The organism is Nocardiopsis sp. CNT312 (assembly GCF_000515115.1).
Taxonomy (GTDB): Bacteria; Actinomycetota; Actinomycetes; order Streptosporangiales; family Streptosporangiaceae; genus Nocardiopsis.
The window spans coordinates 141,599-162,724 of the sequence record NZ_AZXF01000011.1 but is presented as its reverse complement, the minus strand read 5'-3'; the positions used below and the strand labels follow the sequence as shown (position 1 = coordinate 162,724).

The 21,126-nt window shown below is 71.7% G+C and carries 17 protein-coding genes; 11 read left to right on the top strand and 6 right to left on the bottom strand.

Annotation, left to right across the window (positions count from 1 at the left end):
• Positions 1–155: 155 nt before the first annotated feature.
• Positions 156–959: a PD-(D/E)XK nuclease family protein gene (locus tag B042_RS0103495; RefSeq protein WP_028647080.1), complete on the bottom strand. Its 804-nt coding sequence runs from the start codon at positions 957–959 to the stop codon at positions 156–158.
• A 111-nt stretch (positions 960–1,070) separates the two neighbouring features.
• On the opposite strand from B042_RS0103495, the gene B042_RS0103490 reads away from it, so the two are divergent.
• Entirely contained in the window at positions 1,071–2,234 is a 1,164-nt protein-coding gene (locus B042_RS0103490; protein ID WP_036553785.1) for a site-2 protease family protein, read from the top strand.
• A gap of 6 nt (positions 2,235–2,240) precedes the next feature.
• On the opposite strand, the gene B042_RS0103485 is transcribed toward B042_RS0103490, so the two are convergent.
• The 3 genes from B042_RS0103485 to ppgK form a co-directional block, all read right to left on the bottom strand.
• Complete coding sequence (locus tag B042_RS0103485) at positions 2,241–2,714, bottom strand: hypothetical protein (protein ID WP_028647078.1); 474 nt, start codon at positions 2,712–2,714, stop codon at positions 2,241–2,243.
• A 60-nt stretch (positions 2,715–2,774) separates the two neighbouring features.
• On the bottom strand, positions 2,775–4,046 hold the full coding sequence (locus tag B042_RS0103480) for a helix-turn-helix domain-containing protein (RefSeq protein ID WP_028647077.1): 1,272 nt from the start codon (positions 4,044–4,046) through the stop codon (positions 2,775–2,777).
• 276 nt (positions 4,047–4,322) lie between these two features.
• The gene (gene ppgK, locus B042_RS0103475) at positions 4,323–5,084 is read right to left on the bottom strand and encodes a polyphosphate--glucose phosphotransferase (RefSeq protein WP_028647076.1); all 762 of its coding nucleotides are present in this window, start codon (positions 5,082–5,084) and stop codon (positions 4,323–4,325) included.
• Between the two features lie 168 nt (positions 5,085–5,252).
• Between ppgK and B042_RS0103470 the strand changes: the two genes are divergently transcribed.
• Both B042_RS0103470 and arc read left to right on the top strand, forming a co-directional pair.
• Positions 5,253–6,149, top strand: a complete 897-nt coding sequence (locus tag B042_RS0103470; RefSeq protein WP_028647075.1) for a tRNA (adenine-N1)-methyltransferase — start codon at positions 5,253–5,255, stop codon at positions 6,147–6,149.
• A 220-nt stretch (positions 6,150–6,369) separates the two neighbouring features.
• Positions 6,370–8,139 (top strand): proteasome ATPase, encoded by a 1,770-nt coding sequence (gene arc / locus B042_RS0103465; RefSeq protein ID WP_081748569.1) that lies wholly within the window; start codon positions 6,370–6,372, stop codon positions 8,137–8,139.
• A 301-nt stretch (positions 8,140–8,440) separates the two neighbouring features.
• Here arc and B042_RS0103460 read toward each other — a convergent pair whose 3' ends face one another.
• Positions 8,441–9,166: a response regulator transcription factor gene (locus tag B042_RS0103460; RefSeq protein WP_028647073.1), complete on the bottom strand. Its 726-nt coding sequence runs from the start codon at positions 9,164–9,166 to the stop codon at positions 8,441–8,443.
• An 862-nt stretch (positions 9,167–10,028) separates the two neighbouring features.
• Between B042_RS0103460 and dop the strand changes: the two genes are divergently transcribed.
• The 7 genes from dop to B042_RS0103425 all read left to right on the top strand — a co-directional run bounded on the left by dop (position 10,029) and on the right by B042_RS0103425 (position 17,586).
• Positions 10,029–11,549: a depupylase/deamidase Dop gene (gene dop, locus B042_RS0103455; protein WP_369797663.1), complete on the top strand. Its 1,521-nt coding sequence runs from the start codon at positions 10,029–10,031 to the stop codon at positions 11,547–11,549.
• Positions 11,550–11,736: 187 nt separating this feature from the next.
• Entirely contained in the window at positions 11,737–11,940 is a 204-nt protein-coding gene (locus B042_RS0103450) for a ubiquitin-like protein Pup (RefSeq protein WP_028647071.1), read from the top strand.
• Positions 11,941–12,103: 163 nt separating this feature from the next.
• On the top strand, positions 12,104–12,946 hold the full coding sequence (gene prcB, locus B042_RS0103445; RefSeq protein WP_028647070.1) for a proteasome subunit beta: 843 nt from the start codon (positions 12,104–12,106) through the stop codon (positions 12,944–12,946).
• Positions 12,947–13,001: 55 nt separating this feature from the next.
• Positions 13,002–13,754 (top strand): proteasome subunit alpha, encoded by a 753-nt coding sequence (gene prcA, locus B042_RS0103440; protein WP_028647069.1) that lies wholly within the window; start codon positions 13,002–13,004, stop codon positions 13,752–13,754.
• A 110-nt stretch (positions 13,755–13,864) separates the two neighbouring features.
• Positions 13,865–15,223, top strand: a complete 1,359-nt coding sequence (gene pafA / locus B042_RS0103435) for a Pup--protein ligase (RefSeq protein WP_028647068.1) — start codon at positions 13,865–13,867, stop codon at positions 15,221–15,223.
• Positions 15,224–15,311: 88 nt separating this feature from the next.
• The gene (locus tag B042_RS0103430) at positions 15,312–16,442 is read left to right on the top strand and encodes an FKBP-type peptidyl-prolyl cis-trans isomerase (RefSeq protein ID WP_028647067.1); all 1,131 of its coding nucleotides are present in this window, start codon (positions 15,312–15,314) and stop codon (positions 16,440–16,442) included.
• Positions 16,443–16,572: 130 nt separating this feature from the next.
• Positions 16,573–17,586 (top strand): methionyl-tRNA formyltransferase, encoded by a 1,014-nt coding sequence (locus B042_RS0103425; protein ID WP_028647066.1) that lies wholly within the window; start codon positions 16,573–16,575, stop codon positions 17,584–17,586.
• 35 nt (positions 17,587–17,621) lie between these two features.
• Here B042_RS0103425 and B042_RS0103420 read toward each other — a convergent pair whose 3' ends face one another.
• Positions 17,622–18,719: a DUF3866 family protein gene (locus B042_RS0103420; RefSeq protein ID WP_028647065.1), complete on the bottom strand. Its 1,098-nt coding sequence runs from the start codon at positions 18,717–18,719 to the stop codon at positions 17,622–17,624.
• A gap of 95 nt (positions 18,720–18,814) precedes the next feature.
• On the opposite strand from B042_RS0103420, the gene B042_RS0103415 reads away from it, so the two are divergent.
• On the top strand, positions 18,815–20,851 hold the full coding sequence (locus tag B042_RS0103415) for a YafY family protein (protein ID WP_028647064.1): 2,037 nt from the start codon (positions 18,815–18,817) through the stop codon (positions 20,849–20,851).
• The last annotated feature ends 275 nt before the right edge of the window (positions 20,852–21,126 follow it).

The following is a 21,126-nucleotide window of genomic DNA, read 5'->3' as shown; positions in this document are numbered from 1 at the left end:
CGGACCAGCGGTGACCGGATTGTTATCACCGCCTCCCAGTGGACGCCGTGATACGGGGGAGGGTTCGCCTGGACCGGGCACGAACACCGGTGAGCTCGATCACCGGAACATCCTGCCAGGGCGGGCGCGGTGCCTCCGGCGGCGACGCGCCGGGCTCAGGCGGTCGGCAGCGGCGGAGGGGTCCCGCCGAACTCCGGACAGATCGCCTGGTGCTCGCACCACCCGCACAGCTTGCTGCGGCGGGGGAGCCACACCCCCGAGCGGCCCGCCTCCTCGATGCGCTCCCAGAGAGCGGTGATCTCGGTCTCGGCGGCCCTCAGTTCGTCCTCGGTGGGGTCGTACCAGCGCACCGCCCCGTCTCCGCCCAGGTAGACGAGCTGGAGGCGACTCGGCACGATCCCCAGGTCGCGCCAGATCATCACCGCGTAGAAGAAGATCTGGAACCGGGCCTTGTCCTCGAACCGCGGATGGGGCGACTTGCCGGTCTTGTAGTCCACCACCCGGATCTGCCCCGAGGGTGCCACGTCGAGCCGGTCGACGTAGCCGCGCAGCCGCAGTCCGGTGGGCAGCGCCACCTCCAGGCGCATCTCGCGCTCCCTGGGCTCCAGCGCGGCGGGGTTCTCCAGGTCGAAGTAGCGCCGGACCAGGTGCCGCGCCGACTCCAGCCACGCGTCGATCTCCGCTTGGTCGGCGAACACCTCCCCGACCTCGGGCTTCTTGGTGCGCAGCCGCTCCCACTGGGGGTCGACGAGCCCGACCGCGGTGCGCGGGGTGCGCGTCTCGGAGGGGAGTTCGTACAGGCGCTCCAGGCAGGAGTGGACCAGGGTTCCGCGCAGCGCCTCGGGGCTGGGGGACTCGGGGAGCCGGTCCACGGCCCGGAACCGGAACAGCAGGGGGCACTGGAGGAAGTCGGCGGCCCGCGACGGCGACAGCGCGGACGGCAGGGGCACGGTGGTCATGGAGACGAGCGTAGGGGAACGGTGCCGCGGCCGTGCCTCCTCCGTCCCATGGGAGCCCTCGCCACACCCTTGGGGCAGAGCACCGTGTCGAAGGGATCTAGTCTGGGAGGTGTGACCGAGCGCAGTGACGACACCAGTACCGGGCCCCGGGGCCGTTTCTCCGCAGGGCAGGGCCTCGTCCTCGGACGGCCCTTCGGCGTGCCCGTCCACCTGAGCGCCTCGTGGCTGATCGTGGCGGCGCTGATCACCGTGGTCTACGGGGGAATCGCCCAGGACCGCCTGGCGCTGGGCCCCGGTGCCTACCTGCTCGCGTTCGTCTTCGCGGTGCTGCTCTACGCCTCCGTCCTGGTGCACGAACTCGCCCACGCGCTGGTGGCCCGGCGTTACGGGCTGCCGGTGCGGCGCATCGTCCTGTACGCCCTGGGCGGGGTCTCCGAGATCGAGCGCGAAGCGCCCACGCCCGGACGCGAGTTCTGGATCGCCTTCGCCGGGCCCGCGCTGTCGCTGGTGCTGGCGGGCCTGGGCTACCTGCTGTGGCTGCCGGTCGACCCGCTCACCGTGGTCGGGGAACTGCTGTTGCAGTTGTGGGTGGCCAACCTGCTGGTGGGCGTGTTCAACCTGCTTCCCGGCCTGCCGCTGGACGGCGGCCGGCTCCTGCGCGCGGCGGTGTGGCGGATGACCGGCCGCCCCTACGCGGGCAGTGTCGCCGCGGCCTGGGGCGGCCGGGTGCTGGCGCTGGCGATCGTGGCGCTGCCGCTGGTACCGGCCCTGTGGTCCGGTGCGAGCCCCGACCCGTGGGCGCTCGTGTGGGGCCTGGTCCTGGGCGGGTTCATCTGGACGGGCTCGACGGAGGCGCTGGGCCACGCCCGGATGCGGGCACGTGTGCCGGGGCTGCGCGCCGGGGCGCTGGCCCGCCCCGCGGTGGCCGTGGCGGCCGACACCCCTCTGGCGGAGGCGGAGAGGCGTGCGGCCGGGGCGGGGGCCGACGCGATCGTGGTCGTGGACCCGCAGGGCGCGCCCGTCTCGATCGTGCACCGGGCGGCGGCCGAGGCCGTCCCGGAGGCGCGCCGCCCCTGGGTGCCCGTGTCGAGTGTGTCCCGCGGGGTGGGCCGTGAGGCGGTGGTCCCCGCCGCTCTGGAGGGCGAGGAACTGCTGGAGGCGCTCTCGGTCCACCCTCTCGCGGAGTACCCGGTGGCGGGTCCGGACGGGCGGGTGCACGGGGTGCTGCGCTCGGCCGACGTCAACCTGGCGATGCGGGGGCGCGGGGCGGGCTGAGCGCCCTCACCGCCGGGCCCCCTGGGGCCAGAGCACGGTCACCGGCCGCGAGAGGGAGCGGGCGTAGGCGACCACGTCCGCAGTGCCGCCGGGGCCGCGTGCGGGCAGGCCGTCCCAGACGGCGATGAGCTGGTCGCTGCGGTCCACGAGCAGTCGGCCCGCGGCCATGTGCGCTTCGGGTGAGGACGCCGTGTGCCCGAGGTCGTGGATGCGCGCGGCCCCGGCGAGCAGGCGGTCGTAGGTGCCGTGGTGCTCCGCGGGAAGCGAGGCACGGTAGCCGCTCGCCGGGACGATCACCTCCAGCGGGGCGCCGGTGCCGAGCACGGTCTCGGCGAAGGCGGTGTCGGCACCGTCGGCGAGGCAGGACAGGCCGACCATGGCGCGGCCGTAGGGGGCCAGGTGGGCGCGGAGCAGGTCGGTGACGTCCGCGTCCACGTCGGGTGGCAGTGCACGGTGTCCGGTGATGCCGATGCGGATCAAGAGGCCTCCTTACACTCCTGATGGACTGGTCGGCGCGTGTGCACGCCGACCGGTCTGTACCTACCCAGTGACCGGGAGGTCGGCCGCGAGCGTGGCCAGGCGTGCGTCCAAAGCGTCGACGCAGACGGCCCGCGGCCCCCGGTAGCGGCGCCGGAACGAGCGCACCCGGCCCACCACGCGTTCGGACCCGTAGCGCAGTCCGGTGCTCAGGGCCTCCTGGAGGAGCCGGAACGCCTCGTCGATGTCGCCCGCGTCGGCGTGTGCGGAGGCCAGTTCCGCCTGGAGAAGCGCCGACTGCTTGGCGCTGGGGGGAGAGGAGGCCGCGGTGGCCTCGCCGAAGGCCGCGCGCGCCTGGTAGGGATCGCGCAGCCGCACCCCCACGAGCGCCCGGTACCCGGCCACCTTGGCCTGGTCGAAGGCGAACACCCAGGGCCAGGGCGGGTCGGCGTTGGCCGATCCGCCCGCGTCCCGTTCGGCCCGGTTGATGGCGCGCAGGGCCTCGGAGCGCTCGCCCAGGCTCGCGTGGGCGAGCGCCTCCGTGCAGGCGAGCCAGGCGCGGGCGGTGGGGTGGGCGGCGGGGCCCAGGACGTGTTCGGCCTCCCGGACCAGCCCCAGGCCGAACTCGGGGTCCTCCGCCGTGTCGGTCTCGAAGGCGGCCAGGGAGCCGAGCATGTAGACGTCGAGCAGCCGCATGCCCGCCTGGCGGGCGCGGACGACCGCGGTGCGGTAGTGCGCCCGGGCCGACCCCATGTCGCCCTGGTCGGCGTGCAGCCACGCCGCGAAGCCCGAGGCCTCACTGGCCGCGCCGCTCAGCGCGCCGAAGAAGGGTGTCCCGTGCGCGTGCCCGAGCATCTGCTCGCACAGGTGCACGTGTGCCATCGCGCTGGGCAGGAGGTTCCGGGCCGGGGCGGTGGCGTCCATCCGGCGCTGGCCACCGGTGATCGCCCTCAGTGCGGCCGTGGTGGTCTCGTCCACCGAGTGGTGCGCTCCGGCGCGGAGGGGGTGCGCCGGAGCGCCCGGAGCGCCCGGAGCGCCCGGGGCGGGCGGGAAGAGGGTGTCCGCGGTGATCGGACGTCCCGGTCTGCGCCGCGGCACGGGGCCGTTCGGCTCCGGGTCGTCGGCGAACCGGATCAGGTGCAGGGGGATCTGGAGCCGCCGGGCGAGGTCGTGGACCTGGGGGACGGTGAGCGCCTGCTGCCCGTTGACCACCCGCGAGACCCAGCTCTGGGAGTAGTCGATGGCCCGGGCCAGGGCCCCCTGCGACCAGCCGCGGGCTTCGCGCACGCCCTCCAGGACGGCCGCCATGTCGCAGGAGGCCAGTGCGGCGGCCATGTCGGGCCGTGCCCACAGGTCCGCGGGGGGAACGCCGTGTGTTCGGTTCATGGGCACACAGGGTAGGGACCCCTGTCGCCCCGGGTGGGCGTGTGGGAGAAAGAGATCCGGATGCGTGATCTGCGTAGCACCGTCCGGAGACCCTCCCGGTGCGGCGGAGCTCCGAGTGTCGCCGAGGCCGTTCGGCGGGCGGAGGCCACCAGGTCCGCGGAACGGCCTCCGCCGGACATGCGCGAGCCCTCTCCTCGCCTACCGCGGGCCCGGGACCGCCGCGCTCTAGTGCTTCAGTTCGGCGGCGGACAGCGCCGCGCCCACGATCCCGGCGGTGTTGAGCAGGGCCGCGGGCACGATGGGCGTGCGCAGGTCCAGGTGGGGCAGGAACCTCTCCGACTTGCGGCTCACCCCGCCGCCGACCACGATCAGGTCTGGCCACAGCAGCTCCTCCACCACCTGGTAGTAGCGGTTGAGCCGGGAGCGGGCCCACTCCTCGTAGGAGAGGTCGTCGCGTTGGCGTGCGGCCGAGGACGCCTGGGACTCCGCGTCGTGCCCGTCGATCTGCAGGTGGCCGAACTCGGTGTTGGGCACCAGGCGGCCGTCCACCACCAGGGCCGTTCCGATCCCCGTGCCCAGGGTGGTCAGCAGGACGACCCCGGAGACGCCCTTGGCGGCGCCGAAGCGGGCCTCGGCGACGGCGGCGGCGTCGGCGTCGTTGAGGATCCGCACGGGCCGTCCGGCGGCCTCGGAGAACAGTGCCTGGGCGTCGGTGCCGATCCATGCCTTGTCCACGTTGGCGGCGGTGCGCACCACGCCCTGCTGGACGACCCCGGGGAAGGTGATGCCCAGGCCCCCCTCCAGCGCCTCGGGGAAGTGCGCCACGATCTCGCCGATCACGAACGCCACCTCGGCGGGGCCCGAGTGCTCGGGGGTGGGTAGCCGCAGGCGGTCAGCGGTGAACTCTCCGGTTTCCAGGTCGACGGGGGCGCCCTTGATCCCGCTGCCGCCGATGTCGATTCCCAGTCCGGTGTCCGGATGTGACATGGAGTGTGCTTCTTCCTGGTTCTGTGTCCTGTGCGGGCTCCGGGGCCGCAGTCCGATCCTGCCCGATACGGGGGAGCGCGAACGCATGCGTGGTCGGTGCGGTGCCGTCGTGCCGATAATCTGGGCCACCGCCCTGACCATCGCCACGCGGGAAGACGAGAACGACAGTTGACCGGTATCCATGGCCGCCGCGGCCCCTTCGCCTACGGTGACACCGTGCAGTTGACCGACCCCAAGGGGCGCATGCACACCATCAGGCTGACCGAGGGCGGCGCCTTCCACTCGCACAAGGGCAAGATCGACCACTCCGACCTCGTCGATCGGCCCGAGGGCAGCGTGGTGCGCTCGGGGAACGGGACCGAGTACGTGGCGCTGCGGCCGCTGCTCATCGACTACACGCTGTCGATGAAGCGTGGCGCGACCATCGTCTACCCCAAGGACGCGGCGCAGGTCCTGGTGGAGGCCGACATCTTCCCCGGGGCCCGCGTGGTCGAGGCCGGTGCGGGGTCGGGTGCCATGTCCAACTGGCTGCTGCGCGCGGTCGGCGAGCGGGGCGCGGTGTACTCCTATGAGAGGCGCGCCGACTTCGCCGAGATCGCGCGCAGGAACGTGGAGCGCTTCTACGGTGGGCCGCATCCGGCGTGGAGGCTGACCGTGGGCGACCTGGTGGAGTCCCTGGAGGAGACCGAGGTCGACCGCGTGTTCCTGGACATGCTCGCCCCGTGGGAGTGCCTGGAGGCGGTCGCGGGGGCACTGATCCCCGGCGGGCTGGTGTGCTGCTACGTCGCCACCACCACGCAGTTGTCGCGGGTGGTCGAGGAGCTGCGCGAGGACCCCAGGTTCTACGAGCCGCGCTCGTGGGAGACCATGCTGCGTACCTGGCACGTGGAGGGGCTGGCGGTGCGCCCGGACCACAGGATGATCGGGCACACCGGGTTCCTGGTGACCGCGCGGCGCCTGGCCGACGGTGTGGAGGCGCCCGGACGCCGACGCAGGCCGGCCAAGGGGGCCTACGGCAAGGATTACGAGAGCGCGCGTGCCGCGGAGAGGGGAGCGGAGGGGTGAGTTCGCATATCGGCAGGAATCGGTTTTCCTTTGCTGGGAAAACCTTGCCCCCGACCGGCCACAGAGGTTACTTTCTCATTACGTCGGATCATCCTCTGGCGCTCTGACCTGGGTCGATGCGAGAGGGTCCGATGAGGCCCACGACACTCTCCCACGGTGGGAGGTTAGGAATTGGGCAGGGGTAGGTAGGTTCCGGAGTAGTCGTCCTTCTCATAGGGAGGTGGCGGACGTGGCCGAGCGCGACGACGAGCGGCAGAGCGACCGTGACCGTGAAGTTGCTGAACTCACGGCACAGGTCTCCTACATGGAAAAGGAACTCAGCGTGGTTCGGCGCAAGCTCGCCGATTCGCCCCGACATGTGCGCCTATTGGAGGAACGGCTGCGGGAGGCCCAGGGCAACCTCGCGGCGGCCAACGGGCAGAACGAGCGCCTGGTCTCCACCCTCAAGGAGGCTCGTGAACAGATCGTGGCCCTCAAGGAGGAGGTCGACCGGCTGGCTCAACCGCCCTCCGGCTTCGGCGTCTACCTGGGCGCGCGCGAGGACGAGACGGTGGAGATCTTCACCAACGGACGCAAGATGCGGGTCAACGTCAGCCCTTCGGTGGACGTCGACGCGCTGCGACCGGGCCAGGAGGTGATGCTCAACGAGGCGTTCAACGTCGTTGAGGTGGAGTCCTTCGAGACGGTCGGCGAGGTCGTCATGCTCAAGGAGATCCTTGAGGACGGCGAGCGCGCGCTGGTGATCTCCCACCACGACGAGGAGCGGATCGTCCGGCTGGCCGACCCGCTGCGCGACGAGCCGGTCCGGCCGGGGGACTCCCTGTTGCTGGAGCCCAGGTCGGGGTACGTCTACGAGCGGATCCCCAAGTCCGAGGTAGAGGAGCTCATCCTCGAAGAGGTCCCCGACATCGCCTACACCGACATCGGCGGCCTGGCCGGACAGATCGAGATGATCCGCGACGCGGTCGAGCTGCCCTACCTGTACAAGGACCTGTTCTACGAGCACCAGTTGCGCCCGCCCAAGGGCGTGCTGCTCTACGGGCCGCCCGGCTGCGGTAAGACGCTCATCGCCAAGGCGGTGGCCAACTCGCTGGCCAAGCAGGTGGCCGAGCGGACCGGCCGCGACGTCGGCAAGAGCTTCTTCCTCAACATCAAGGGTCCGGAGCTGCTCAACAAGTACGTCGGCGAGACCGAGCGGCACATCCGCCTGGTCTTCCAGCGGGCCCGGGAGAAGGCCTCCGAGGGCACGCCGGTCATCGTGTTCTTCGACGAGATGGACTCGATCTTCCGCACCCGCGGTTCGGGCGTGTCCTCCGACGTGGAGAACACCATCGTCCCGCAGTTGCTGAGCGAGATCGACGGCGTCGAGGGGCTGGAGAACGTCATCGTCATCGGCGCCTCCAACCGCGAGGACATGATCGACCCGGCGATCCTGCGGCCGGGGCGGCTGGACGTCAAGATCAAGATCGAGCGTCCCGACGCCGAGGCCGCCCGGGACATCTTCGCCAAGTACGTCACCGCGGAACTGCCGCTGCACGACGATGACCTCGCCGAGCACGGCGGTTCAACCAAGGCCACGGTGGACGCCATGATCCAGCGGGTCGTGGAGCGGATGTACACCGAGGGCGAGGAGAACCGGTTCCTGGAGGTCACCTACGCCAACGGGGACAAGGAGGTCCTGTACTTCAAGGACTTCAACTCCGGCGCGATGATCGAGAACATCGTCTCGCGGGCCAAGAAGATGGCCATCAAGGACTTCATCGACAACCAGTCCAAGGGCATCCGGGTCTCGCACCTGATGCAGGCCTGCGTCGACGAGTTCAGCGAGAACGAGGACCTGCCCAACACGACCAACCCCGACGACTGGGCCCGCATCTCCGGCAAGAAGGGCGAGCGCATCGTCTACATCCGCACCCTGGTGACCGGCAAGAAGGGCGCGGACTCCGGGCGGAGCATCGACACGGTGGCCAACACCGGCCAGTACCTGTGACGATAGGGCTGTGAGCGTGCTGTGGGGGGCCGACCGGGTTTGCCGGTCGGCCCCTTCCGTTGCCGGTGGTCTCCGGTCTCCGTGTCAGCAGGGGGTCAGCGGCCCACGGGGCCGGTTCCGGGCGCGGTGGAACCCGCCCTGACGGGGGCACACGACGTGACGCGGGGGAGACGCTGGGGGCGTGTGGCCTGCTGGTGGCCCCCGCACCCGTGGAGCGGGCCCCGGGAGGGGCGCGGTAGCCGGCGGTGGGCCGTGTGCGCTGTTGGGGCCGGCCGGCGTGCGTCGGCCACGGCGCCCGGGGTCAGCCCTTGACGTACTCGGCGCGGACCGCGTAGATGGCGGCTTCGGTGCGCGAGTGCACCTGGAGCTTGTCCAGGATGCTGCGCACGTGGTTCTTCACCGTGTTCTCGGTGATGAACAGCCGCTCCCCGATCTCCCGGTTGTTGAGCGAGTGGGCGAGCAGTTTGAGCACCTCGGTCTCGCGGGGGGTGAGCTGGGGGAGGTCCGGGCCGCTGGGGGGAGTGCTCTCCTGCTTGGCCAGTTCCGCGAACTCGCCGATGAGCTTGGTGGCCATCGCCGAACTGACGAACGACTGCCCCCGGGCGATGTTGCGCACGGCCCCGGACACGTCGGTCACCGAGATCTCCTTCAGCAGGTAGCCGGTGGCCCCCGCCTTGAGCGCGTCGAAGAGGTCGGACTCCTCGTCGCTCATGGTGAGCATGATGAACTTGGCCTCCGGCAGCGCCTCGCGGATACGCGAGCAGGCGTCGATACCACTGGTGTGCGGCATGCGCACGTCCATGAGGATGACGTCGGGGTGGTGTTCGACGGCCAGGCGGACGGCCTCTTCGCCGTTGGCCGCTTCGCTGACCACGTCGATGTCCTCGTCCAGGACCGAGACCAGGCCCCTGCGGAAGAGCGCGTGGTCGTCCACGACCATGACGCGGATGGACGGTGCGGAGGGCGGAGAGGACTGTTCCTTCGCCTGAGGGGGGAAGGCCGGAGGGGCTGTGGGGTGTGGACTCACCGGAACTCCTTGGGTGTGGCCGACCGGGGTGGGGGCGTTCCGTTCCGTGGGGGAGCGGCGGTGCCGTTCGCGCCGCCTTCAGGCGGGGACAGGTTTATTCATTTTAGGCTGCTCCCTCCACAGCGGGTGCGCATCCGGGAAACCTACCTCCGAGTATCCTGAAATTCCCTTGAAAAAATCCGTAAGGTCCGCGTTTAAACTGTTCGGGAGCGTTATGTGCCCCGCGCTTGGATGAAGGGGATATCCGTTTTCTGATCTGACCGAAACGTGAATCCGTGGCCTCGTCCCGCCCGGGCCGCGTTCCCGGTGCGGAGGCCTGCGGTCCTCCCCGCCGGCCGGCCCGGGACCCGTACCGGCCGGGGATCCGGCTGCCGGTGGCGGGTGTCCCGGCCCGGGCCCGCATACGCGCGGAGGGCTTTCCCCGGTTCGGCGGAGCACCGTTTTCGCAGGCCGTCACCTCCGGTCGGAGAAGGGCCGCCGCAATCGTGCTGGTCGGGAGGGAGGGGAGGGAATCGGCCGGTCGGACGAGAGCTGGGGAGAACACCGGAAAGAACCGGAGGAGCTGCCCCGCGCTCACCCGCCGGGACACCGACACGGTGATCCGATCTCTTTTTCCGTCCGCCCGCCGACCGGTTATCCCGCACGCGCGGGCGGCCCCTGAGGCCCAGTGCCGTCCCCGCCGCCCCGCACGGGCATGGGAGGGGTCCGGGAGGGTCCGGGCCGGACCTCGGTGCGGGGGCGGGGCCGCCGAGCCCTCTCCGTGTGGATCGGACGCCTGTCCGCAACGCCCGGGAACACGGCACTTGGGGCACGATTGGCGCGGAAGCGTTCAAGAGACGGTCTCGGTGGATAACCTCTGATCATGAGTGTGCGGCGGATTATGGGTATCGAGACCGAGTACGGGATCTCCGTCCCAGGAAACCCCGGGGCCAACGCGATGGTCACCTCCACCCAGGTGGTCAACGCCTACCTGGCCGCTTCGGCGGCCCGGGCCAGGCGCGCCCGGTGGGACTTCGAGGAGGAGAATCCGCTGCGCGACGCGCGTGGGTTCGACCTGGCTCGGGAGGTGGCCGACCCCACCCAGCTCACCGACGAGGACCTGGGGCTGGCCAACGTGATCCTCACCAACGGGGCCAGGCTCTACGTCGACCACGCCCACCCCGAGTACTCGGCCCCCGAGGTCACCAACCCGCGCGACGCGGTGCTGTGGGACAAGGCGGGCGAGCGCGTGATGGCCGACGCCGCGGCGCGGGCGGCCGCCACCCCGGGCATCGAGCCGATCCAGTTGTACAAGAACAACACCGACAACAAGGGCGCCTCCTACGGGTGCCACGAGAACTACCTCATGAACCGGTCGACGCCCTTCGGCGACATCGTCCGGCACCTCATCCCGTTCTTCGTCTCCCGGCAGGTGGTGTGCGGGGCCGGCAAGGTCGGCATCGGCGCGGACGGCCAGGGGAGCGGGTTCCAGCTCTCCCAGCGCGCCGACTTCTTCGAGGTCGAGGTCGGCCTGGAGACCACCCTGAAGCGTCCCATCATCAACACGCGGGACGAACCGCACGCAGACCCGGACCGCTACCGGCGGCTGCACGTCATCGTCGGCGACGCCAACATGAGCGAGGTCTCCACGTACCTGAAGCTGGGGACGACCGCCCTGGTGCTGGCGATGGTCGAGGACGGGTTCCTCAGCGCGGACCTGTCCCTGGAGAGCCCCGTGGCCGACCTGCGGGAGATCTCGCACGACCCGACGCTGACGCACCGGGTGCGGCTCAAGGACGGGCGGCGCATGACCGCGCTGGAGCTGCAGGCGGAGTACCTGGACCAGGCGCGCAAGTACGTCGAGGACCGCTTCGGCCCGGACGCGGACCCCGACACCGCCGACGTCCTCGACCGCTGGGCCTCGGTACTGGAGCGCCTGGGCCGCGACCCCATGGACCTGGCCGCGGAACTGGACTGGGTGGCCAAGCTCAAGGTGCTGGAGGGGTACCGCTCGCGCGATGGTCTGGAGTGGTCGCACCCGCGCCTGCAACTGGTCGACCTTCAGTACTCGGACGTGCGGCCGGACAAGGGCATCTACAACCGCCTCGCGGCCCGGGGGCGGATGCGGCGCCTGTTGGAGGAGCCGGAGGTGCTCCGGGCGGTCACCGAGCCGCCCGAGGACACCCGCGCCTACTTCCGCGGCCGCTGTCTGGCCAAGTACGCCGACTCGGTGGCCGCGGCCTCGTGGGACTCGGTGATCTTCGACCTGCCCGGCCACGACTCGCTGCAGAGGGTGCCCACCCTGGAGCCGCGCAGGGGCACCAGGGAGCACGTGGGCGCGCTGCTGGACGCCTCGGACACAGCCGCCGATCTGGTCGCGGTCCTCACCGGAGGCCGCGGCTGAGGGCGTTTCCGGACATCCGCGGCGTTGTGGCGGACACGGCCGCACCTGGTGCGGCCGGCCCCCGGCGTGTCCGTTCGGGCGCGGCGACCCGAGGTAACTAGCGAGTATCGGGCCTCGGGAAGGGGGTTGAGCCGCGCGCTGTTGGGCCAAGATAAGGGCGAGAGCTCCGAAAGGGAGGTAGCCAGCGATGGCGACGAAGGACACCGGCGGTCAGAAGCACGCCTCGCGCCGGGAGGCGGAGGTCGAGGAGACCGAGGCGACGGCGGACGCCCAGGAGAACAAGGAGAAGCTCGACGAGGAGGTCGACGACATCCTCGACGAGATCGACGACGTGTTGGAGAGCAACGCCGAGGACTTCGTCCGGCAGTTCGTCCAGAAGGGCGGCCAGTAGCCCCGCCTCAGCGGTTCGCTGACAGCGCACTCCGGTGCCGTCGGTGCCGCCGGGCGCACGGCTAGGGTCGGTTCCATCGGCCGGGAGACTCCGGCCCCAGAGCAATCGAGACAACGGCCGTCCCATCCGCCCCCATGGGTGGGACGCGAGTGGAGGGAGTCGCGTGTTCGAAGGGTTCGAGGGCGGACGGTTGCCCGCCGCGTTCATGAGTGCGGGGACCTCGTCCTTCACGGAGTTCGTCCGGTCCGTCAGCCCCGAGCTGCTGCCCGGACGGCACCTGTCCGCGGGCGGAGGGACCGAGCACCTCACCCCTGACGCGACGACCATCGTCGCCCTGACCTTTCCCGGGGGTGTGGTCATGGCCGGCGACCGGCGTGCCACCCAGGGCAACGTCATCGCCAACCGGGACATGGAGAAGCTGTTCCGCGCCGACGAGTTCTCCGCGGTCGCCATCGCCGGCTCCGCGGGGATCGGTATCGAGCTGGCCCGCCTCTACCAGGTGGAGCTGGAGCACTACGAGAAGATGGAGGGCCGTGCGCTCTCCCTCGAGGGCAAGGCCAACAAGCTGGCCCAGATGGTGCGGGGCAACCTCGGCATGGCCCTCCAGGGCTTCGTCGTGGTCCCCCTCCTGGTGGGCTACGACGAGACCGCCGAGGTCGGCCGCGTGTTCAGCTACGACGCCGTGGGCGGGCGCTACGAGGAGCACCGCTACCACTCCATCGGCTCGGGCTCGGTCTACGCCAAGGGGTCCCTCAAGAAGCTGTTCCGCGACGACATGGACGAGACCACCGCGATCAGGGCCGCGCTGGAGTCCCTCTACGACGCCGCCGACGACGACTCCGCCACCGGCGGGCCCGACCTGCACCGCAAGATCTTCCCCCTCGTCGACGTCGTCACCGAGGACGGCCACCGCCGCGTCCCCACCGACGACATCGCCCGTCTGGCCACGGAGGTGGTCGAGGGCCGGGCCGCCCGGCCCGACGGTCCGACCGCCGCACTGAGCTGACCGGGGCCGCGGGCCCACACGAGACCTCTTCCGACTAGGTAAGGAACGATCAGCGGTGTCGATGCCGTTCTACGTCGCCCCCGAACAGCAGATGAAGGACAAGGCGGACTACGCGCGCAAGGGCATCGCGCGCGGCCGCAGCGCCGTCGTCCTGCAGTACGAGGGCGGCATCCTCATGGTGGCGGACAACGTGTCCCGCACCCTGCACAAGATCAGCGAGCTCTACGACCGCATCGGCTTCGCCGCGGTGGGCCGGTACCCCGAGTTCGAGAACCTGCGCCTGATGGGGGTGCGGTTCGCGGACGTGCGCGGCTACCAGTACGACCGCCGCGACGTCAGCGGACGCCAGCTCGCCAACATCTACGCCCAGACCCTGGGCACGGTCTTCAGCGAGAGCCTCAAGCCCTGGGAAGTGGAGATCGTCGTCGCCGAGGTGGGCGAGACCGCTGACGAGGACGAGATCTACCGGATCACCTTCGACGGCTCGATCGTCGACGAGCAGGGACACGTGGCGGTGGGCGGCTCCTCCGAGCAGGTGGCCACCGTCCTCAAGGACCGCTTCGTCGCCGACGCCCCGCTCTCCGCGGCCCTGGACACCGCCGTCCACGCCCTGGCCAAGGAGAACGGGGAGGAGCGTGAACTGGAGGCGGGCAACCTGGAGGTGGCCGTGCTGGAGCGTTCACGCGAGCACAGGAAGTTCCGCCGCATCCACGGGCGGCGTCTGACCGCCCTGCTGGAGGAGGGCAGGACCCGCAGCGGCGCCGGCAGCCAGGTCACCGCGGACAGCGGCGACGAGACCGACGAGTGACGTGAGTGACGACCGCGGTGTGGCGTGCTGGACGCGCCCCACCGGCCGGGCGGGTGCGGACGGCGAGGCCCCGTCGTCCGCACCCCGGTGACGGAAGTGGGTGAGGCCGCGTGGAACGACGGATCTTCGGGCTGGAGAACGAGTACGGGGTCACGTGCACCTTCCGGGGGCAGCGCCGCCTGTCGCCCGACGAAGTCGCCAGGTACCTCTTCCGCAGGGTGGTCTCCTGGGGGCGCAGCAGCAACGTGTTCCTGCGCAACGGGGCCCGCCTGTACCTGGACGTGGGCAGCCACCCCGAGTACGCGACCCCCGAGTGCGACAGCCTCGCGGACCTGGTGGCCCACGACAAGGCCGGGGAGCGTATCCTGGAGGGGCTGCAGATCGACGCCGAGCAGCGCCTGCACGAGGAGGGCATCGCCGGCGACATCTACCTGTTCAAGAACAACACCGACTCGGCCGGCAACTCCTACGGCTGCCACGAGAACTACCTCGTCGGCAGGCACGGCGAGTTCGGCCGCCTGGCCGACGTACTGATCCCCTTCCTCGTCACCCGGCAGATCATCTGCGGTGCGGGCAAGGTCCTCCAGACCCCCCGCGGAGCGCTCTTCTGCGTCAGCCAGCGCGCCGAGCACATCTGGGAGGGCGTCTCCTCGGCGACCACGCGCTCGCGCCCCATCATCAACACCCGCGACGAGCCCCACGCCGACGCCGAGCGCTTCCGCCGGCTCCACGTCATCGTCGGCGACTCCAACATGAGCGAGACCACCACCCTGCTCAAGCTCGGCTCGACCGACCTCGTCCTGCGGATGATCGAGGCCGGGGTGGTCATGCGCGACTACACCCTGGAGAACCCCATCCGGGCGATCCGGGAGGTCAGCCACGACATGACCGGCCGCCGCAAGGTGCGGCTGGCCAACGGGCGCGAGGCCAGCGCTCTGGAGATCCAGCGCGAGTACCTGGAGAAGGTGCAGGGCTACGTCGACCGCCACGGCACCGACGCGGTGGGCAAACGGGTCCTGGACCTGTGGCAGCGCACCCTGGAGGCGGTGGAGACGCAGAACCTGGAGCTCATCTCCCGGGAGATCGACTGGGCCGCCAAGTACCTCCTGCTGGAGCGCTACAGGAGCAAGCACGACCTGTCGCTGTCCTCCCCGAGGGTGGCTCAGCTCGACCTCACCTACCACGACATCCACCGCGACCGCGGACTGTTCTATCTGATGCAGAACCGCGGCCAGATGGAGCGGGTGGTGGAGGACCTGAGGATCTTCGAGGCCAAGTCGGTGCCGCCGCAGACCACGCGTGCCCGGCTGCGCGGAGAGTTCATCCGCCGCGCCCAGGAGCAGCGCCGCGACTTCACCGTCGACTGGGTGCACCTGAAGCTCAACGACCAGGCGCAGCGCACCGTCCTGTGCAAGGACCCGTTCAAGTCGGTGGATGAGAGGGTGGAGAAGCTCATCGCCGGGATGTGAGGGCCGGGGGCTTCCGGGGGGGGTGGCCGGTTCGGCGTCATTCGGTAGTGTGACCCTGTCCTAAGCCGGAAACCAGAGGTTGTGACCCATGCACCGACGTGCCGCCGCCCTCGCGGTGCCCCTGACCGCGCTCGCCCTGGCGGTCTCGAGCTGCGGATCCATCCCCGAGGAGTGGCGCACCCCCGCCTTCCTCCGCATGGGAGAGGAACAGCTCGATCCCCGTCTGCCCACCGTCACCGGTGAGGTCGGCGAGGAGCCCGAGATCACCTTCCCCGACGAGGAGCTCCCCGACGAGGAGATCTCCGGGGTCGTGGCCACGGGCGAGGGCGAGGGGGAGCTGGTGCGAGCCGACGACCTCCTCGTCGCCAACGTGGTCCAGTACGAGTGGACCGGCCCCGGCGAGGGCGAGCCCGTCGAGGGCCAGTCCAGCTACGAGACCGGTGCCCCCGACCTGGTCCGGATGAACCAGATGCCGGAGTACATCACCGACGTACTGCTCAGCCAGTCCGTCGGCAGCCGTGCCGTCTACGTCTTCCCGCCCCTGAGCGAGCAGGAGGTCGAGCAGGCCGAGGCGCAGGGCCAGCAGGTTCCCGAGGGGGCCAGCGTGCTGGTCGTCGACGTGATGCAGCGTTTCGGTCAGGGCCAGACCGTGCCCGGCGAGCAGACCACCGACGGAGGCGGCGACCTGCCCACCGTCACCCAGGAGGACGCGGCCGCCCCGGTGATCGAGATCCCCGACACCGACCCGCCCGAGGAGCTGGAGGCCGTTCCGCTGATCGAGGGCAGCGGGCCCGAGGTCGAGGAGGGCCAGCAGCTCATCGCGCAGTACACCGGGATCCGCTGGGAGGCCGAGGAGGACGGCACCCACGAGCCGTTCGACTCCACCTGGAGCCGCGGCGGGGAGCCCTCCGACTTCACGATCGCCGAGGGCGCCGTGATCGACGGCTGGGTCGAGGGGATCGTCGGCCAGCGCGTGGGCAGCCGCCTGCTGGTGGTCATCCCCGGCGACCTGGCCTACGGGGAGACCGCCGAGGAGGCCGGCGGCGGTCCCGCGGGCACCCTGGTCTTCGTCGTCGATCTCCTGGGCGCGGTGGACAACCCGCCCCCCGCCGAGCCCGAGACCACCGAGGAGCCCTCCGAGGAGGCCAGCCCGGAGGAGGAGGCCGACGAGGAGGAGCCGGCCGGGGAGGCCACCGACGGCGAGGCCGAGGAGGAGTAGGCCTCCCGTATCCCGCGAGGCCCCGCGCCCGGCGCGGGGCTGACACTCCCGGGACGGGCGTGGTCCCCGGACGGCCGCTCCCGCCTGCGTAGAGTCGGTCCTGATCGGTCCGCGGCCGATGGGAGGGGCCATGACAGAACGACGGCGCTACTGCTACGTGTCCGGGTTGCGCCTGGGCGTCCCGGCACTGGAGGAACTGTGCGCCCAGGGGCGTCCGCCGGACCTGGTGGTGTCCTACCCGGTGGAACTGGCGCACCGCTGCGGGTACACCGACTTCGAACCCCTGACCAGCCGCCACGGCATCCCGCACCTGCGCGCCGCCGACATCAACTCCGACGAGGTGCGCGACGCCCTGTCCACCCACCGCATCGACCTCATGGTGGTGGCGGGCTGGTCGCAGCTCGTCCACGAACAACTGCTGGCCGCACTGCCCCTGGGCGGGGTAGGGCTCCACCCCTCCCCGCTGCCGGTCGGCCGGGGCCGCGCCCCCATCCCCTGGACCATCCTGCGGGACATGCGCTCCAGCGCCGTCACCCTCTTCCACCTGGACCGGGAGGCCGACACGGGGGACATCGTCGACCAGCTCTGGTTCGACATCCCCTCCGACACGACCGCCACGGGGCTCTACGAGCGCGTCGCCCACCTCCAGAGCGAACTGCTCGTCCGCCGCCTGGACGCCCTCTTGGCGGGCAGCGCGCCGCGTCGCCCCCAGACCGGGCACGTGTCGGTGTGGCCGCGCCGCCGCCCCTGCGACGGCCTGCTGGACTTCACCGCCTCCGGCGCCGACGTCGACCGGATGGTGCGGGCGCTCGCCGACCCCTACCCGGGGGCCTTCGCCAGGTTCGGCGGAGCCCACATCACCCTGTGCGGGGGAGCCGTCGACGAGACGGTCCAGGGGGGAGCACCGGGACAGATCGTGGCGGCGGGCCCCCACCGTCGGTGGGGTGTCACCTGCGGGGACGGGAGCGTGTTCGTTCCGGACTCCCTGCGCGTGGACGAGGGGGTGCGCGCCGAGCCCACCTCACTGGCCATGTTCCGTCCGGGGGCGTCCTTCGACGTGCCCTCACCGCACATGCTCGTGGCCAGCCGGTCGGACGCCGTCCCGCGCCAGGCCTTCGACAGCGACGCACTGCTGCGGGCCTGAGCGCACCGCCAACGCCACCGTCACCGCCCTCAGGCTCAGGAGCCGCCGTCGGCCAGGTGGGCGGCGCGGCGCCCGGCCGCGGCGGCGCTCAGGAAGGCGGCGCGGTCCTCGTCCAGCCCGCGCCCCATGGTCGAGACCTTGACCGGCAGCGACCGCAGCGCCTCCTCCAGGCCCTCCAGCCCCACCTCCACGAGCGTGTGCCGCCGGGCCAGGGGGGCGGCCTGGTCCCGCACGAGAGCCCCGAGGTCCCCGGGCAGGCGCGGGACCACCACGTCCGCGCGGGCCAGGGCCACCTTCCCGTAGGCGGTGCTGCTGTGGTGCGACACGCCCCGGTGGCGCGGTCTGGGGTCGGCCTCGCTCACCCTGAGCGAGGCCACCGGTCGGCCGCCGAGTACCGCCGCCGCGTTCACCGCCTCACCGCACGCCACCCCGGAGAAGCCCCACGGCGTCCCCGTTCCCAGGTTCCCCGGCCCCTGGCACACCACCGCCACGTCCGCGTTCAGCACGTGCCGGGCCGTGAGCAGCCCCGAGTGGACGGTGACCGCCTCCAGGTCGCCGCCGAACGCCTGCCCGGTGGTCACACAGCCCACCAGCAGGCCCTCCTCGCGCAGCACCCCGGTGACCCGGGAGAACGCCGCCGGCAGCGCGCCCCCGTCCAGCATCACGTAGGCGATCCGCGCCCCGGGGCGGTCGGCGCGCACCCCCGCCACCACGGCGGGCAGGGCCGAGTGCAGGTCGGCGACCACGACCGGCATCGCGTCGACCCCGGTCGCCTCGCGCAGGGCCTCGTGGTGGGGCGAGCCCTGTTCGTCGGCGCCCAGGACCGTGGCCTGGAGCGGGGTGTAGCGGGCCTTGACGAGGTGCCCGGGCCCCTCGGCGTCGGCGGGAGGCCGGTCGGGCAGGGCCACGACCATCGCGTAGCCGCCCGTCCCCAGCCCCAGGTCCAGCGCCCCGGTGTTGAGCAGGACCGTGTCGCCCACCTCCGGGTGGCCCACCAGGTCGGTGTAGGCCAGCGCCCGGCAGGTGACGGTGTCCCCCCGCCCGCGACCGGGGGCCAGCGCCACCACACAGGGGGCCACGCCGTCCCAGGACGGCAGGAGTCGACGGACTTCACCACGGCGCCACCGGATCATGATCGGCACGGTACCTTCGTTGCTGAAACCGGGACCGCAGCGACGCGCACGCGCCGCGGGTCCGACGATGCACACGGGGCGAAGAGGTGCGGATGATGTCGCGCAGGAAAACGGAACGGCAGTTGAACCTGGTCATCTGCCTGCTGTCCACGCGCCGCCACCTCACCGCACAGGAGATCCGGGCGACGGTGTACGGCTACGCGGAGGCCGAGAGCGAGTCCGCGTTCAAGCGCATGTTCGAGCGCGACAAGCGCGAGCTGCGCGACAACGGCATCCCCATCCAAGTCGGGACCGGGGACGCGGTCAGTGGTGAGGAGGGCTACCGCATCTCGCGCACCGACTACGAGCTTCCCGAGATCGAGCTGCTGCCCGACGAGGCCCTCGTCCTGGGCCTGGCCGCCCGCGCCTGGCGGTACGCCTCCCTCGGGGAGGCGGCGGCCAACGCTCTGTTCAAGCTGCGCTCCGCCGGTGTCCCCGTGGACGGGGAGGCCGCGCCCGGCCTGACCCCGGCGATGCGCACCGACGAGCCCGCCTTCGGCCCGGTCTGGCAGGCCGTGCGCGACCGGCGGCCGATCCGATTCGACTACCGCAAACCCGGCCAGGCGGAGGTCGAGCGGCGCGAGATCGAGCCGTGGGGGATCGTCAACCTGCGCGGCCACTGGTACGTGGCGGGCCACGACCGGGTGCGCGGCTCCCGCCGCGTCTTCCGGCTCGGCCGGATCCGCGGCGAGGTGAGCGTCCTGCGGACGGGGCCCGGTGTGGTCGTGCCCGAAGGGGTGGACCTGAGGTCGGTGGTGGCCGGGCACAGGGCCGAGCCCGAACGCGCCGCCACGGTCCGGGTGCGCACCGGTGCCGCCCATGAGCTGCGGCGGGGTGCCCTGCGCGTGGTCGCGGGCGAACGTGAGGGCTCCGACGGCTGGGACACCCTCACCCTGCCCTACACCGACACCCCCGATCTGGTACGGCGGGTGGCCTCATTCGGGTCGCGGGCGGCCGTGGTGGAACCGCAGGACGCTCGCGCGGCGATCCGCGCACACCTGGCCGCCACCGCCGAGCGGCAGGGCGCCGAACCGGACGGAGGGGGCGCGCCCCCCGGCGGCGCCCCCTCCGCCCCGGCACGCGGGCCGCGCTCGGCGGACCAGTTGCGCCGCCTGCTGATGCTCGTGCCCTACGCCCTGGGCCGCGACGTGCGCGTGCCCGAGGTGGCCGCCCACTTCGGGCTCAGTGAGAAGCAGGTGGTCTCCGACCTGAGCCTGCTGTGGATGTGCGGCCTGCCCGGGTACACCCCCGGCGACCTCATCGACGTGGATCTGGACGCCGCCAGGGAGACCGGCGAGATCATCATCGGCAACGCCGAGGCCCTGGCCCAGCCCCTGCGGCTCACCGCGGACGAGGCGGCCAGCCTGGTCGTGGGCCTGTCGCTGCTGGAGGCGCTGCCCGAGGCCGAGGGGCTGGAGGGCAGCGCCCTGAAGCGGGTGGGGGAGAAACTGCGGTCGGCGGCCGGGGCAGCGGTGGCGTCCCTGGCCGACGCGGTCCAGGTGCGGGTCGAGACCGACGAGGGGGTCGCCGAGACCCAGCGCCGCTGCGCCGACGCACTGGAGTCCGGCCAGCGCCTGCACCTGCGATACCTGTCCGGGTACCGGGACCAGGTCACCGAGCGCGACGTCGACCCGATGGGGCTGGTGGTCCAGGACGGCCACCGCTTCCTGGAGGGCTACTGCCACCTGCGGGGGGACGTGCGCCTGTTCCGGCTGGACCGTGTGCTGGACCTGGTGGTCCTGCCCTACGCCGCCGAGGTCCCCGAGGGCGTGGGGCGTCGCGACCTGTCCTCCGGGGTGCTCCAGCGCTCCGAGCGCGACGTGCTCGTCACCCTGGACCTGGAGCCGTCGGCCCGCTGGGTGACGGAGGACTACGTGTGCGAGTCGGTGGCCGAACGCTCCGGCGGAGGCGTCCGTGCGACGCTGCGCACCCCCGTGCCCGAGTGGGTGCTGCGGTTGGTGCTGCGGCTGGGGCCGGAGTGCCGGGTGGTGGCACCGGCCGCGCTGGCCGAGGAAGCTGCCGCGGAGGCGGGGCGGGCCCTGGCCCACTACACGCTGGACGGGGAGGGTGCGGGGGCCCGCTCGGCCCGGTGAGCCGCTGCCGTTCGTCCAGGTGTGAGGTGAGTGTCACGGCCCACCCGTTAGGGTGGTGTGCATGATCGCCCTCGCTGTCCTTGTGGGTGTGGTTCTGGCCGGAACATCCGTGATCGGGACCCTCGCCGTTCGCGCGGTCCGGTGTGCCCGGGTGCTCTCCCGGGAACTGGGCCGGACTTCCGCCGCGTACCGGGCGGGCAGGGTCGGCATGGACGAACGCGTCAACCGGAGTGGAATGCGAACGTGACCCTTCGGAACCGGACACCGCGTACGAT

Bases quoted from the DNA above. Each gene is read 5' to 3' on its own strand.
- B042_RS0103495 (WP_028647080.1), bottom strand. From the start codon at position 959: ATGACCACCGTGCCCCTGCCGTCCGCGCTGTCGCCGTCGCGGGCCGCC.
- B042_RS0103480 (WP_028647077.1), bottom strand. From the start codon at position 4,046: ATGGCCGCCGCACTGGCCTCCTGCGACATGGCGGCCGTCCTGGAGGGC.
- ppgK (WP_028647076.1), bottom strand. From the start codon at position 5,084: ATGTCACATCCGGACACCGGACTGGGAATCGACATCGGCGGCAGCGGG.
- dop (WP_369797663.1), top strand. From the start codon at position 10,029: ATGAGTGTGCGGCGGATTATGGGTATCGAGACCGAGTACGGGATCTCC.
- B042_RS0103450 (WP_028647071.1), top strand. From the start codon at position 11,737: ATGGCGACGAAGGACACCGGCGGTCAGAAGCACGCCTCGCGCCGGGAG.
- B042_RS0103430 (WP_028647067.1), top strand. From the start codon at position 15,312: ATGCACCGACGTGCCGCCGCCCTCGCGGTGCCCCTGACCGCGCTCGCC.
- B042_RS0103425 (WP_028647066.1), top strand. From the start codon at position 16,573: ATGACAGAACGACGGCGCTACTGCTACGTGTCCGGGTTGCGCCTGGGC.
- B042_RS0103420 (WP_028647065.1), bottom strand. From the start codon at position 18,719: ATGATCCGGTGGCGCCGTGGTGAAGTCCGTCGACTCCTGCCGTCCTGG.
- B042_RS0103415 (WP_028647064.1), top strand. From the start codon at position 18,815: ATGTCGCGCAGGAAAACGGAACGGCAGTTGAACCTGGTCATCTGCCTG.